The following is a 14,266-nucleotide window of genomic DNA, read 5'->3' as shown; positions in this document are numbered from 1 at the left end:
TTGCAGGGTTGAAAATCAAAAGGGATAACTGCCTATCAAAATTACCCAACCTAAGCCTTCTGTAAACTTTTTCCAGGAATATTCGATGTCTTCTTTTTTAGGCTCTTTTGTTGTTTTTTCTAAAAGATAAACATTATCTTGGGGATTTTGAGGATCGCCCTCAAAAAAAATTACTTTTAGTCCTTGATTTTCTACCCATTTCTCAACCGAAGGATAAGAAACCGAGCCCCCGGCGACAAAGACCATTTTGTAAACCGCATTTTCCTTGGGAATCGATTTTTTTTGAAAAAAGAAAAAGTGTTTTTCTATCTCTTGATGAGAAATAAACTGGGAAAGATCAATTTCCCCTCCGAGAGAAAAAGAGGGCAAAAGGGAGAGGAGAGTGGACCGATTTGCTTTAATCCTTTTCAGCAGGTAAGGGGTGGAAACCACAAGAGTATCGACTTCCGGTTCCTTATCTTCTTGGACTTGGCTGCCTTCATCAAGAGAAATAGGGATAAAGGTACTGCTTGAGCCAAACCGGATAAGGGAAGCAAGAAAACAGGACAGAAAATGGTTTTGCGGGCATCCGATCCTTAAACCTCCTTGCTGGCAACGGGAAGAGGAAAATATTTCTCGGAATATCCCTTCAAGGTTCTTCTCTTGCAACGGCCCGGGATTGATCGCTTTGAGATTTTTCAGGTACCGGTCTTCTCTCTGGGTGTCCAGGACGGGATAGCCGTAAAGCTTTTTTTTTTCGCCTATTTCCTGGGCCAGCCTCATTCTCAAGTTGAGAAATTTCAAAATCTGGCGATCTATCTTTTCCAATTGGTTACGGAAAGCTTCTATGCCCATGAGATAACCTTTTTCAATCGAGCAGGCCGACAGCCTGCCTTACTTTTCTTAAGGTTTCCTGGGATATCATCCTCGCTTTGTAAGCTCCATCGGCAAGGACTTCATCCACATAGCTAGGATTACGTTCCAGTTCTAGGTATCTTTCTCGAATGGGTTTGAAATAAGCATTGAGTTTTTCAAGGAGAAGTTTTTTGTAATAGGCGTAGCCTTGACCTCCTTTTTTCATGCTTTCGACAAACTCTTCATATTCGGCTGGGCTGGCGACCAGTTTATATAAATTGACCAATATGGATCCCTGGATGGGCTTGGGGGAAGCAACTGGAGTGGAATCCGTCTTTATGCTCATTACCCTTCGCTTGAATTCTTCGGGATCGCCAAAGATTTCCAGGGTATTGTTGTAAGACTTAGACATTTTCTGGCCGTCTATGCCCGGTATCACCGCTACTTCTTCCTGTATGTCCGGCTCGGGAATGCGAAATACCTCCCCATAGGTATGGTTAAATTTATGGGCGATATCCCTTGCAATTTCAAGATGCTGTTTTTGATCCTGCCCTACGGGGATGATCTCGGACTGATAAAGGAGGATATCCGAGGCCATGAGCACCGGGTAAGAAAAGAGGGCCAAGGTGGGTGATAACCCCTTGGCGATTTTGTCCTTGAAACTATGAGATCTTTCCAGCAAACCAAAAGGGGTTATAGACGAGAGAATCCAGGCTAGTTCATGGACCTCGGGAATGGAACTTTGTCTAAAAAATATGGATTTAGCCGGGTCAAGGCCACAGGCCAAAAAGGCCATGGCAATTTTTCGTACGTATTGCCTGAGGTTTTGAGGGTCTTTTATAGAGGTTAAAGCATGATAATCGGCTATGAAATAAAGGGTTTGAGCCTTGTCTTGCCATTCGATCGCCCTCTTGATCATCCCGAAATAATTTCCGATATGGAGATGACCCGAAGGTTGAATTCCAGAAAGAACCCGTTTTAACATAAACGATTTGTCTTTTAAGATTTAAAAAAGGATAAGTTCAAAAAAAAAAGAACTTAAAAACGACTCTGAAGGTGAACTTTTTCTAAAACTCCCCTGAAATCAGCTTCTCTATACTCTATTTCCCGCATTAACCATTCAGGACTCATACAGAAAGCCCCCAAGGATTCCACCTGGCGTTTTTCTTCGAGATCGGCGGTAATCACTGTTACAGTCCTTTGGGGCACCGAAGAGCTCACGTATCTTTCTATGAGCCCATCGGCCGTTGTTCCCCTGGGGGAGAAAATGACGGTAAAATCCTCTGGAACTTTAGGAATGCTCACCGGCTCCGGGTTGCTGCCGTCAAAAATGACTACGACCTGGTAAATATCGAGGTCATGCAAAACAAAAAGTTTTTCGATTAACAACTCCCTAGCCTTACTTAAAGACCTTCTTTTGGCAAGCCTAAGTTCATCCCAGGCATAGATCACGCTGTAGCCGTCTATGACTAAAAGGGGAGTAGATGACAATTTTTTATCCATTCGTCGAGCCCTTGGCGGAGAGTTGTTGACCCAAAAGTCTCATTTTCTCTTTTTTTCTTTTATAATAACGTTTCCTTCTTTTCCTTTTTTCAATTTTATTCCATTGTTTGCTCATCTTTTTGAAGTCAAAAAGTTTTTTCTTTTCCTTTAATTCTATTTTAATTTATTCTATCCAGTTAAGTTCCCTTGGACAAGGAAACCTTTTTTGGATTTATTAATGCATTTTATTAATTGTTTATAACATACCATTTTAAAATAGGCCAACAGAGATAGAATAATATTAAAAAGAGCAAAATAAAAATTTCCTATTTTGTATCTTTTTTATTGATGCCTAGAAAGTAAAAAGAACTATTTTTATGGGTTTTTCGATAAGTTTTTAATATACCTCTTCTTATGAATAATTTCCCCAAGCCTTTCGCCTTTTTTGTTTTAATAACCAGCTTTTTCTTTTTTTTATTTCCATTCAATGGCTCGGTTCATGCCTTGAACTGGTTTTCCCAAAACAAAGAACTGAAGCCTGTTCCTTTCCAGTTTCAGATAGATAATGCCCAAATTCAAAGACAGAACACGGGGTTGGTTACAAGTTTTGCCCCTATTGTTAAAAAAGTGGCCCCGAGCGTAGTGGAGATCTTTACCACCCAAAAAGTAAAAGCTCCGGAAGGCTGGATCTTCCCTTTTTTTAACGATCCTTTTTTCAGAAAGTTTTTTGGTCCTCCGGATGGGGGAGAGGATCAAAATAATCCTCGGATATTCCCCATGCCTAAGCCCAGGAAACAGACAGGTCTCGGTTCAGGCGTCATCGTCTCCTCCGATGGCTACATTGTTACGAATAATCACGTGGTGGATGTGGCTGAAGAAATCAAGGTGCTTGTCGGAGAACAGAAAAAGGAATTTGCAGGCAAAGTGATTGGGAAAGATCCCTTATCCGATATAGCCTTGGTAAAAATTGATGCTTCAGGACTGCCCTCCATCGTGTTTACCGATAGTGATCAAGTAGAAGTGGGGGATGTCGTTTTGGCCATTGGAAATCCTTTTGCTCTCACCCAAACCGTCACCATGGGTATTGTCAGCGGTAAAGGAAGAAAGGATATCGGTATTGAAGAATACGAGGATTTTATCCAGACCGATGCGGCTATAAACCCGGGTAATTCTGGGGGGGCCTTGGTCGACATCCAGGGGCGGCTGGTTGGAATAAACACGGCTATCGTTAGTCCTGGCAGGGTGGGCAACCTCGGTATCGGTTTTGCCGTGCCTTCGAATATGGCTCGGTATGTGGTAGAACAGATCTTAAAGAACGGGCGGGTCATTCGTGGTTTTCTTGGAGTGACCATATCCGAGGTTACCCCTGATCTGGCTCAAGCTTTTAAGCTTCCAGAAGCAACGGGGGCGCTAGTCGAGCAGGTCAGCCCTGGAACTCCTGCAGATCAAGCGGGAATGAAAGCTGGCGATGTTATCCTTGAGTACAATGGGCAAAAAGTGACCGATCCAAGATCTTTAAGGCTGGCTGTTTCCCAGACTCCTCCCGGTTCCAAGGTCAATTTGAAAATTTGGCGCGATGGAAAGGAGAAGGTTATCCAGGCCGTACTCAAGGAAAGGACCCCAGAGGAAGTGTCTGCAAACGTTCCCAAACAGCAGGAAGAGAACTCTTCTTTTTTGCCCGGAGTGGAGATTGCCGATTTGAATAGGATGACCAGGCAGCAGTTTGAGATTCCAGCCGATATTCAAGGGGTGGTGATCGTATCCGTTGATCCCGAATCCCCGGCAGCCAGGCCCGGGAGAAATTCCTTGCAACCGGGAGATGTCATTCTTGAAGTCCAACGCCGCCCCGTTCGGACGGTCCAAGAAGCCTTGCAAGCTGTTAAAGGAACCGGTGGTAATGTGCTGCTCAGGGTTTGGTCCAAGGGAATTACCCATTTTGTGGTTGTTCCTCGAACAAACAAGTAGTTTTTTGCTGGAAAGGCTAATGAGGAGCAGTTCTTTGAAAAGGTATAGGGCAAGAAGGGAAGCTCCGAGCCTTGTGCATTCTTTACTTTAAAAGGGCTGGTTAGAGGGCGCAAAAGCCTTGTATGATCCTTGTCGATATCAGCAATTCGGTGACAAAAATAGGGCTCTTTAAGGAGGGGGAACTCCGTCTCTTGGAGAAAATTCCTACCGCTCAAATAAGCTTTGAGCAGACGGAGAGAATCGCGCAGATGTATCCCTTGGAGGATTTAATCCTATGTAGCGTGGTGCCCCAGAAAAATCTTTTTTTCGAGAAACCTTTCCTAGGCAGGTTATATCAAATTGATCCCACTGTTCCTTTGGGAATCCCAATCCATTACCCTAACCCCAGGGAAATCGGAGCCGATAGGCTTGCTAACGCCGTGGCCTTGTCGCTTTTATACGGTTATCCCGCTGTAGCCATCGATTTTGGGACGGCGACGACTTTTGATATTGTCGATCAAAAGGGGGCTTTCTGTGGAGGAATCATTGCTCCGGGATTAAGCATGATGACCTCTTACCTGCATGAAAAGACCGCCCTTTTACCCTTGGTTGAAATAAAAGAACCTTCGAAGGTAATTGCCCAATCCACGGAAGAAGCCCTGCGGGTGGGAGCCGTTCATGGCTACAGGGGAATGGTTCAGTATCTTATAGAAAAAATCAAGGAAGAGCTTGGCCTGCTTCAAAAATTCATCGTTGTGGCTACCGGAGGGGGGAGTCGGCTGGTCTGCTCTCAGCTCAAAAGCGTCGATGTTATCGACGAAATGCTGACCTTAAAAGGAATTCGGCTCATTGGAGAAATTTTGATAAAGAGGAAAAGAAAAGACCTCCCTTTTCCTGAAGGCTATCCTCCGATGAAGGGTGAGTCCTTCCCCTTTTCTCTTTTTACTCATAATCAGTAGCGTGGCTACCATGGCTGAGTTTATCGGGGTAATCGATCAAGGAACGACGAGCACCAAGTTCCTTATCTTTGACCGCCAAGGTCGTGTTGTTTATTCTTCTTTCAAAGAACACCGTTGGTATTGCCCGGAAAAAGGTTGGATTGAACAGGATGGATTGGAAATCTTCCATCATGTCCTTGCCCTTGTTGAAGAGGCCCTCACTGAAAAGCCATTGAGAAAAAAAGACTTGGCGGCCCTGGGCATTACCAACCAAAGGGAAACAACCCTCCTTTGGGATAAAAAGACGGGAATTCCCCTTTCCAGGGCAATAGTGTGGCAGGACAGCCGCACATCCGACCTTGTCCGCGAATTCTCTCAAACAAAAGAGGGTATTTACCGTTACCACCATAAAACGGGATTGCCCTTATCGACTTATTTTAGCGGGCTAAAACTGTTATGGCTACTTCAGAATCTGCCTGGAGCAAGGCAAAAAGCTGCTTCTGGAGAGCTGCTTTTTGGAACGGTCGATTCTTTTTTAGCTTGGAAATTGTCGGGAGGCCCCCAAGGGGGAAAACACAGCACCGATGTGACCAATGCCTCTCGGACTCAACTTTTTAACATCAATAGCCTCAAGTGGGATCAGGAAATCTTGGAAGAACTGGACATACCGCCCCTTTTGTTACCCGAAGTAGTCCCATCGGCTTCTTTTTTGTCCGAAGCAAAGGTGGGTATTTTAAAGGGGGTGCCCTTAGCCGGTCTTATCGGCGACCAGCAAGCCGCTCTCATAGGACAGGGTTGTATAAGTTTCGGGGAAGGAAAGTGTACCTATGGCACGGGAGCTTTTCTTTTATTCAACACGGCCGATAAGCCCATTTTTTCGCGTAGGGGACTTATTACCACCTTGGCCTATATGTTGAATGATGGCAAAGTGTGTTATGCCCTTGAAGGGAGCACGGTTGCGGCGGGTTCTGCCGTGCGGTGGCTGAAGGAATTACTGAAACTTAAGGATGAGAAGGAAGTCGAAAAGCTTGCCGCACAAGCCAAGGACAACGGGGGAATATATTTTGTTCCCGCTTTTAATGGATTGTTTTCGCCTTATTGGGATCCCCAGGCTAGGGCTACGATCCTGGGTTTAAGTTGGGATACCCAAGGAAGTCACTTGGCCAGGGCGGTATTGGAAGCCACCGCTTTTCAAGTGGGTGAGCTTTTCGAGCTGATCCAAAAGGAATGTGGCATGGAGATCCTTGAACTTAAGGTCGATGGGGGAATGATTAAAAATGATCAGCTCATGCAGTTCCAGGCGGATATACTCAATAGGAAACTGCGGGCAGCCGATATCGAGGCTACATCTTTGGGAGCTGCTTTTGTTGCGGGCTTGGCCGTGGGATTATTGAGTGGGATAGAGGAAATCGACTCATGGAGGAAGACAACCAGGGAATGGGTGCCGACAATGGGACCGGCACAGAGAGAAAGACTGCTTCGTTATTGGAAAAAAGCGGTTCAGAAAGCCTCCCGATGGATCGAGTAACAAAACGAAAAGTTCTCTATCTTGGGAAAAACTTGCCGAGAAACTTGTTCCGTTGAAGTATCCCTGGATCCAGGCAGCGGGCTTATTCTTCTTGAGCCATGGTAAGAAAAGAGGTTTGCAGGACTTAGCCGTTTTTTTTAGGGATAAATAACTTTTTCCCTGCTTCCAGGGTAGAGTTAGGCGATAGATTGTTTGCCTTACATATGTCTTCGACGCTTACATTTACCCCGCTTTTTCTATAAGCCTCCGCTATGCTCTCCAGGGTATCGTTTTTTTGGATGACATAATAGTATCCTTTTTCGATCTTCTGCCCGTTAAACTTTTTATGGGCCCTTCCAAGAGATTCTCCTTTTTCTTTTTTTGAATTGCTTAAGGAAGGGTTGCCAGGGGATACGGCTGCTTTTATTTTATCGACATCTTTTTGGAGCGTTGAAACCTGCTCCTTCAGCTTTTTGATTTCCTCCTTGATAGATAGGATATTGAGTGAATCGGTTTCTACATTTTGCTGGAGTTGATCAAGGATGTCTGCAGCCCTGAGAAGTTTTTTCTTCTCTTCTTCTCCGTCGAGCTTTTTTGCAATCTCCGGGGTCTCTGAATCCGCGCTTTCTTGGCAGAAAAGAGGATGAGAAAAGAAAGGAAGGAAAAAGAAAAAGAAGGATAGGGTAAAAAGGTGAAAAAGGGGTCGGAAAAATTTTTTTAAAATCCTTCTTTGAAAGGCATAAAGGGAAAAAGGCATAAGTTTTATCCTCCATGCAACATCTCTAAAAGTTCCTGTTCATTGATAAGGGGGATGCCCAGTTTCTTGGCTTCCTGTAATTTTGATCCGGGATCTGAACCGACAACAAGATAGCTTGTTTTTCTTGAAAGAGAGTTGCTTACCCTTCCTCCTTTGGAGATGATTTTTTGGGCTATGGATTCGCGGGGTTCAGAAAGAGTCCCCGTAATGACAAAGGTTTTGCCGGAGAGAGTGCCCGAAGAGGCTTGGGAGAGGGTTGAGACAAAGTTTAGCCCTTTTTTGCGCAGTTTTTCGAGCCGCCTGCGGTTTGCTTCTTTCCGAAAGTAGTTGACTATGGACCTGGCCATGATCTCGCCAATAAAAGGGAGGTTGAGTAGTTCTTCTTCGGTGGCATGGGACAGTTTGTCCATTGTCCCAAAATAACGGGCCAGATCCTCGGAGGCTTTTTGACCTATGTGGGGTATCCCCAGGCCAAAGATTAATCGAGAGAGATCTTTCTTCTTGCTTTCTTCGATCGCTTTGAGAAGATTCTGGGCTGATTTCTTCCCCATTCGATCCAAGTTGACAAGGGTTTCTTCGTCCAGGTCATAGATATCGGCAACGTCTTTGACTATTCCCTTGTCAACCAGTTGGTCAACCAGGGACTCTCCCAGTCCTTGGATATCCATCGCGTTGCGTTGGGCAAAATGTAAAATTCTTTCCTTCAATTGGGCAGGACAATTCTCATTCTCACACCGAAGGAATATCCCTTCCCAGGAAAGTTTTTCCCCACAACTGGGACAAAACTCGGGGGGAACGATCTCCTTTTCGGTCCCGCGACGCTGGTTCAGATCGACCCCGACCACTTCGGGGATAACTTCCCCGGCCTTTTCCAGGTAGACGACATCGCCGATCTTGACGTCGAGTCTTTTAACCTGGTCGAAATTATGGAGCGTTGCCCGGCTAACCGTTGTTCCCGAAAGGAAAACGGGATCCATTTCGGCCACGGGTGTGATGGTTCCACTCCGACCTACCTGGAAAATAACGTTGTTTAGCCGTGTTTTTGCCCTTTCAGCCCCGTACTTGTACGCAAATGCCCACCGGGGGGCTTTCGCCGTGTATCCAAGAAGAGAATAATACTCCCACTCGTTGACTTTTACGGCTGCTCCATCGGTAGGATAAGGAAGCTGGTTTCGACACTCGTTGAGTTTGCCTATCGCTTCGTAGACCTCGTTTTCGTTGCTACAAACCCAGAACACGATGGGGATGGGAAGGCCTATTTTTTTAAGAAAATTTAACCATTCTTCTTGGGTTTTGCATTTCATGCCCACGAGTTTTCCCGCTCCGTAGAAGACAACGGCTAAGGGTCTTTCGGCCACTACTCGTGGATCGAGCTGCTTGAGAGAACCGGCCGTCGCATTCCTTGGATTGGCAAAGAGGACTTTGCCCTCTTTTTCCCTCTGGGCATTGAGCCGTTCAAAATCTTTAGGGGACATGTAGGCTTCTCCTCTTACTTCTAAGTATTCGGGAGGATCGGGCGTTTCGAGCCTCAAAGGAAGGCTGCGGATGGTTTTTAAGTTTTGGGTAATATCGTCCCCCACGGTCCCGTTGCCCCGGGTAGCCCCAAGACTGAACAACCCGTTTTTGTAGACGGCGCTAATGGATACGCCGTCGATCTTGGGTTCAACGGTAAAGCTGATTTTTTTCCCGGGAAGGGCCCTTTTTATTCTTTCTAGAAAAGCAAAGAGTTCTTCCTTGGAATAGGTGTTTTCTAAACTGAGCATGGGAATCTCGTGGGTGACTTGAGAGAAACCGCTCAGGGGAGTCTCACCTATCCTCTGGGTGGGGGAGTCGGGAGTGATCAGCTCGGGATGGAGTTTTTCAAGGGTTTCTAGCTCGTGGTAAAGATTATCGTATTCTTGGTCGGAAACCAGGGGATGGGCTTCGACATAATAGGCGTAGTCGTATTTTCGAATGAGCTTGACGAGCTCATCATGCCTCTTTTTGATTTCCTCGTAACCGAGGGAGTCCAAAGAAGGAGCCTTTTTTTTGTTCACTTTATTCAAAAAAATAAACGCCAAATAGGATTCAATCAATATTTCTCTTTTATCCTAAAAGGGAAAGGACAAGGGCATAGGCGAAAGACCTTGCAAGGGCTGTTTCTTTTAACCGGCAGATTTTTTCAGTTTGAATGAGAACCGGATAGTAAATATTTTGAGGGTCTCGGCCGGCACTGAAGCAAAAGGCACCACCAATGCACAACCGGTTAGGGAGTTCTTTTCCAATGATGTTGGGCGGTAGGAAAAAGGGGAAAGTTCGTCGTAGCGAAATGTAGGGCTTGTCCACCTATCCGACAAAAGAAGATCGCGGATAAAGGTAGAAATCATGGAGGGCCGAAACCCAGGTCAGATCATCCAAGGAAAATCCGCTCGGGGGAAGGTGTTTTCAGGGCAGATCTCTCCATCCCAGAACCGGCCATGCCCTTGCTCAACTATCCGGTTGGTCTTAAGGAATGAGGGCAGCTTTAGGGTTGTCCGGCTTCGATAAGGCTAAGGCAGAGAGGTCCCGGGATGAAAGGGGAAAGAAACTTTGGAAAGGCTTTAGGGCATGAGAATCGGATCCGTTCTGGTTACGTCTTTGGTCTGGATTACTCCCTTGGATTTTAGTGCTTAAAAGATAGCCTTAGTTTTGGGGAACATTTCAGGAAGCTCAAATGACAAATCAAGCTTGCCATCTCGGGTTAAAAGTTAAGGAAAGGTTGGTAAGCTAAAGGGATCTTAAGCTTATTCGCCGGTCTTATACCCATCCCTTTTCTGGGCAACTGATTCCGAGGCCGGTGGGCTTCACGGGGAAAAGGGAAGGCTATAGTTTTTGGCCTAAAATCTTGAACTTTGGCTTTCGGTGGCGATATTGGCCTAATCCCTCTCTTTTGGTTTTCCCCGTAGCTTGTGCCGACAGGTAGTGGTTTTAGCCTGGGGAAGACCTTTATGCTCCCGGTTCGGGCTCGAAGGGAGGGGTTGGGTTTCGGAGCGAATGGATCGTGTTTGAACCTGAAAAAAAAGCCCTTTATCAACCGGTTTTGCCCTGCGCCCATCGGAGAGGAAGAGTTCTAAAACCCATTCTTTTGTCTATTTCGCATCCCGGTCTATCCCTCTATTTGGACATCGACTAGGTTTCTTCGGCCACGCTTAGGCCGGGGACCAGGCAACCGCTCCTTTATTTTTGGACATTTAGCGGCTGTGGCGTTACTTACGGGAAGGACCGGATCTTTATCTAGCTTTCCTTAAGACCCGATCCCCGAGGTCCAGAGAGCCAAAGGTAGATCCCCTCCGGCAACAAGGACATTGTCCTAGGTTTTCTCTCTCCCAAGAGAAAAAGTGATCGAGACACCGACTCAATCCTTATGCCCTATTCCCATTGCAGTCTTGAAAAGCCGGAGAATTGGGGAACATATGGTCAACATTACATCGGGGATTACCCGGCCGAGGTTGCAGGTGGTTGTCCTTATGATCTCATTTCCATAGGGTGAGGATTGGACCTCCGAATAAAATAAAATTATCCTTGATGACTAGTTGGTTTTAAAATAAAAGGGTATTCATTGTAACCTCTTAGGAGGTTATGTGAGAAAATACTATTTTCTTGCCCTTACTTACTTGATTCTAGCGATCGTCATCGTTCGGGCTGATTCCATTAGCATAGCTCAATTGAAAAAACTGGCCGAGAAAGGAGATGTCCAGGCACAATGCGGTCTGGGCATTGCCTACTGGTATGGCAAGGGAGTGCCGCAGGACTACACGCAGGGGGTGTATTGGTGGCGGAAAGCGGCTGAACAGGGGGATGACCTAGCGCAATGGTCTCTGGGCAATGCATACAGGGATGGCCAAGGAGTGTCGCAGGACTACATGCAGGCGGTGTATTGGTGGCGGAAAGCGGCTGAGCAGGGGTATGATGCAGCGCAATGGTCTCTGGGCGATGCCTACAGGGATGGCCAAGGAGTGCCGCAGGACTACGTGCAGGCGGTGTATTGGTGGCGGAAAGCGGCTGAGCAGGGGTATGACCTAGCGCAATGGTCTCTGGGCGATGCCTACAGGGATGGCCAAGGAGTGCCGCAGGACTACTCACAGGCGGTGTATTGGTGGCGGAAAGCGGCTGAACAGGGGAATGCCCCAGCACAATGGTCTCTGGGCTATGCCTACTGGCATGGCCAAGGAGTGCCGCAGGACTACGCACAGGCGGTGTATTGGTATAGGAAAGCAGCTGAGCAGGGATTTGCCCCAGCACAATCCGGTCTGGGCGGTGCCTACTGGCATGGCCAAGGAGTGCCGCAGGACTACGTGCAGGCAGAGTATTGGTGGCGGAAAGCGGCTGAGCAGGGGAATGCCGATGCGAAACATTGGCTTAAAGCACTTGAAACCGTGGTAGGGAAAGGACAATAACTGGAATAGACTGGTTTTGTTTTAAGTTTCACCATCCTTCTTTACTTCCATTGAGTTATGTATGTTTTAATAAAGGTCCCTGTAGGCATTTGGAGCCCTAGGCGTTTGCCTCACCGGCTGATTTGCTTTTTCGCAGGTTGACTCTCAATGCGATCGGGAAGGGATCCGGGTATTCCCTGATTAACTCCTAGGCTGGAGAGGGAACCCGGGGAAAACCATCCTTTTCCTCTCATTGGCGGCGGAGGTAGGGAGGTGGGAGGAAATAGGGATGAATAATTAAGGGAAGCAATCCTTTCTTCGTGGAGGGGAAGACCGATTCCAAATAGGGAGGGAAAAGGAGGAATTTCCCGGAGGGTCAAGAACGAGAACTAGGCCAAACCGGAATGAGAAGCCAAAGTCCAATAAGCTAAAAAAGTATTCCCGAAAGGAAGGGAAAACAAAGGTCAAGTGGGGGAAGGGAAATGGCGGAGTGAACGACTCCGCCATCACAAGCGGCCGAAGCGGTCTAGATGAAAGAACTGTAAGTCTCCGGTTGTTTGGAATTGCCATGGTCGGGATTATCGGGTAGGAAATCAAGTCATGGGCAAATTACTAGGCATAGAAGGCGGGGCGACCCATACCCGCTGGATGGTCGTCGAGGAAAGGGACGGCAAGGTTCTCTCTGAAGGAAAAGAAGGAGCGGGCAATTTTCATCTTTTATCCCGGGACGAACTGTTTTCCCTTTTTAGGTCCATCCGGGAAAGAGCCGGGGAAGACATCGCAGAAATAGGCGTTGGGTTTGCGGGATGCCAAACGGAAAAAGAAAAAGAGGTGCTTGAAACCCTGATCCGGGAAATTTGGCCCGGGGCCAAAAGAATCGTGGTGGCCGAAGACAGCCGGTCGGCTTATGCAGGGGCCTTTGATCCAGGCCAAGAAGGCCTATTGGTTATAGGGGGCACGGGATCCAACGTGATCGGCTATAAGGGAGGGGTGTGGGAAAAAGCGGGGGGGTGGGGCCAACTCGGTGATCCCGGCAGCGGTTATAGGATAGGCAGGGAGGGGTTGGAAAGGATCTACTTGGACTGGGATCTTACCAAAAAGAATTCAGCCCTTGGCTTGGCTTTTCTTCGTCACTGCTGTGTCAATAACCTGGCCGAGTTGTTGGGCTACGTTCTTGCGCAGTTTGGAAGGAAGGATTTTGTCGCCTCTTTTGCTCCCCTCGTTTTGGAAATGGCTGAAAAGGGAGATGCAAGTTCCCTTGAAATCGTAAAAAAGGAGGCTTCGGCGTTGGCCTTGCGCGTCCAGATCGTGGCTGAAAGGTTGGGATTGACCCATCCCCGGGTAGCCTTGGTAGGCGGGCTCTTTGAAAACTCCCCCTTTTATACCCAGCTTTTTGGAAAGGAATTAAAAAGGCTTCTGCCCTTTTCCGAGTACTTTGTGTGCAGGACTCCAGGCCCTTTGGGGGCTTTGCGCCTGCTTAGAACTTCTTATAGTCCCTCATTGTTGAAGAAGGAAAACGGGCTCCCTACCGAGGAGCAAAGAAAGGTACTTGATAGGGCCCTGACCGAGGAAAGGAATCCCCGCAGTTGCTCCCTTGAAAAGAAAACGGTGGCCGAACTGGTGGATTTGTTTATCTCCGAAGAATCCTACGTCCAGTCCGCCTTGGAAAAATGCAAGAAAGAAATCGAATCGGCAGCCTTGGCCGTCAGCGATACGTTGGCCAAGGGAGGGAGGCTCTTTTATGTGGGAGCGGGGACTAGCGGGAGGCTGGGTGTGCTCGATGCCAGTGAAATGCCCCCTACTTTTAACGTTTCCCCGGAGGTTGTCCAGGCAATCATGGCCGGGGGAGCAGAAGCGGTCTTGCGAAGCATGGAAGGGATTGAAGACGATAGCGGGGAAGGTTACAAAAGCATTTCAAGTAGGGGAGTAACCGAAAAGGATATCGTGTGTGGAATCACGGCCAGTGGGCGAACTCCTTTTGTGGTTGCCGCCCTTGAAGCGGCTAAACACAAGGGAGCCCGAACGATACTATTAAGTTGTAATCCCCAAAGACCTCCTTGTCCTTACGCCGACATCGGGATCGATCTTCCCACGGGACCGGAAATCGTGGCGGGATCGACCAGGCTTAAGGCGGGAACGGCCACCAAGGTTGTTTTAAACATGTTCAGCACCATAGCGATGATCCGCACGGGCAAGGTCAAAGACAATCTCATGATTAACCTTCAACCGAAGAGCATGAAGCTGCGTTACCGTTCGCTCCGTATACTCATGACCCTTTACGGTCTGGATGAAAAAACCGCCACCGCTTTGTTGGAAAAAAAGGATTGGCTCCTTTCTGCGGTCATTTCTGAAATGGAATCAAAGGAAAGGCTATAGGCTATAGTGCTTGGAGCCTTGATTACAAGAAGGA

The 14,266-nt window shown here is 47.3% G+C and carries 11 protein-coding genes; 6 read left to right on the top strand and 5 right to left on the bottom strand.

The window, feature by feature from the left end; translation table 11 throughout:
* Positions 1-15: 15 nt before the first annotated feature.
* From MINF_RS07570 to MINF_RS07560, 3 genes are read right to left on the bottom strand one after another with little or no spacing between them, the layout of a single operon-like run.
* Positions 16-834 (bottom strand): chorismate mutase, encoded by an 819-nt coding sequence (locus MINF_RS07570; RefSeq protein ID WP_012464047.1) that lies wholly within the window; start codon positions 832-834, stop codon positions 16-18.
* Between the two features lie 13 nt (positions 835-847).
* On the bottom strand, positions 848-1,819 hold the full coding sequence (gene trpS, locus MINF_RS07565; protein ID WP_012464046.1) for a tryptophan--tRNA ligase: 972 nt from the start codon (positions 1,817-1,819) through the stop codon (positions 848-850).
* Positions 1,820-1,872: 53 nt separating this feature from the next.
* Positions 1,873-2,337, bottom strand: coding sequence for an NYN domain-containing protein (locus tag MINF_RS07560; RefSeq protein WP_148205196.1), 465 nt, complete (start codon positions 2,335-2,337; stop codon positions 1,873-1,875).
* 483 nt (positions 2,338-2,820) lie between these two features.
* Between MINF_RS07560 and MINF_RS07550 the strand changes: the two genes are divergently transcribed.
* The 3 genes from MINF_RS07550 to glpK all read left to right on the top strand — a co-directional run bounded on the left by MINF_RS07550 (position 2,821) and on the right by glpK (position 6,726).
* The gene (locus MINF_RS07550) at positions 2,821-4,281 is read left to right on the top strand and encodes a DegQ family serine endoprotease (RefSeq protein WP_012464041.1); all 1,461 of its coding nucleotides are present in this window, start codon (positions 2,821-2,823) and stop codon (positions 4,279-4,281) included.
* Positions 4,282-4,403: 122 nt separating this feature from the next.
* A complete protein-coding gene (locus MINF_RS07545; RefSeq protein WP_012464040.1) occupies positions 4,404-5,219 on the top strand; it encodes a type III pantothenate kinase in 816 nt (271 codons plus the stop codon).
* Complete coding sequence (gene glpK / locus MINF_RS07540) at positions 5,179-6,726, top strand: glycerol kinase GlpK (RefSeq protein ID WP_012464039.1); 1,548 nt, start codon at positions 5,179-5,181, stop codon at positions 6,724-6,726. The genes MINF_RS07545 and glpK overlap by 41 nt, the downstream gene beginning before the upstream one ends.
* A gap of 124 nt (positions 6,727-6,850) precedes the next feature.
* Here the strand turns inward: glpK and MINF_RS07535 are convergent, their stop codons facing one another.
* Positions 6,851-7,462, bottom strand: a complete 612-nt coding sequence (locus tag MINF_RS07535; RefSeq protein ID WP_012464038.1) for a LysM peptidoglycan-binding domain-containing protein — start codon at positions 7,460-7,462, stop codon at positions 6,851-6,853.
* Positions 7,463-7,467: 5 nt separating this feature from the next.
* Positions 7,468-9,498 carry an NAD-dependent DNA ligase LigA gene (gene ligA, locus MINF_RS07530; RefSeq protein WP_238523467.1) on the bottom strand — a complete coding sequence of 677 codons (2,031 nt, stop codon included), beginning with the start codon at positions 9,496-9,498 and terminating at the stop codon, positions 7,468-7,470.
* 1,346 nt (positions 9,499-10,844) lie between these two features.
* Between ligA and MINF_RS11865 the strand changes: the two genes are divergently transcribed.
* The 3 genes from MINF_RS11865 (at position 10,845) to MINF_RS10860 (ending at position 14,232) form a co-directional block, all read left to right on the top strand.
* Positions 10,845-10,970: a hypothetical protein gene (locus MINF_RS11865; RefSeq protein WP_012464034.1), complete on the top strand. Its 126-nt coding sequence runs from the start codon at positions 10,845-10,847 to the stop codon at positions 10,968-10,970.
* 91 nt (positions 10,971-11,061) lie between these two features.
* Positions 11,062-11,877 carry a tetratricopeptide repeat protein gene (locus MINF_RS07520; protein WP_012464033.1) on the top strand — a complete coding sequence of 272 codons (816 nt, stop codon included), beginning with the start codon at positions 11,062-11,064 and terminating at the stop codon, positions 11,875-11,877.
* Positions 11,878-12,456: 579 nt separating this feature from the next.
* Positions 12,457-14,232: an N-acetylmuramic acid 6-phosphate etherase gene (locus MINF_RS10860; RefSeq protein WP_012464031.1), complete on the top strand. Its 1,776-nt coding sequence runs from the start codon at positions 12,457-12,459 to the stop codon at positions 14,230-14,232.
* The last annotated feature ends 34 nt before the right edge of the window (positions 14,233-14,266 follow it).

Origin of the sequence: Methylacidiphilum infernorum V4 (assembly GCF_000019665.1) — a bacterium.
GTDB lineage: Bacteria > Verrucomicrobiota > Verrucomicrobiia > Methylacidiphilales > Methylacidiphilaceae > Methylacidiphilum > Methylacidiphilum infernorum.
The sequence above is the reverse complement of the archived record's forward strand: the minus strand, read 5'-3'. Positions and strand labels throughout refer to the sequence as shown.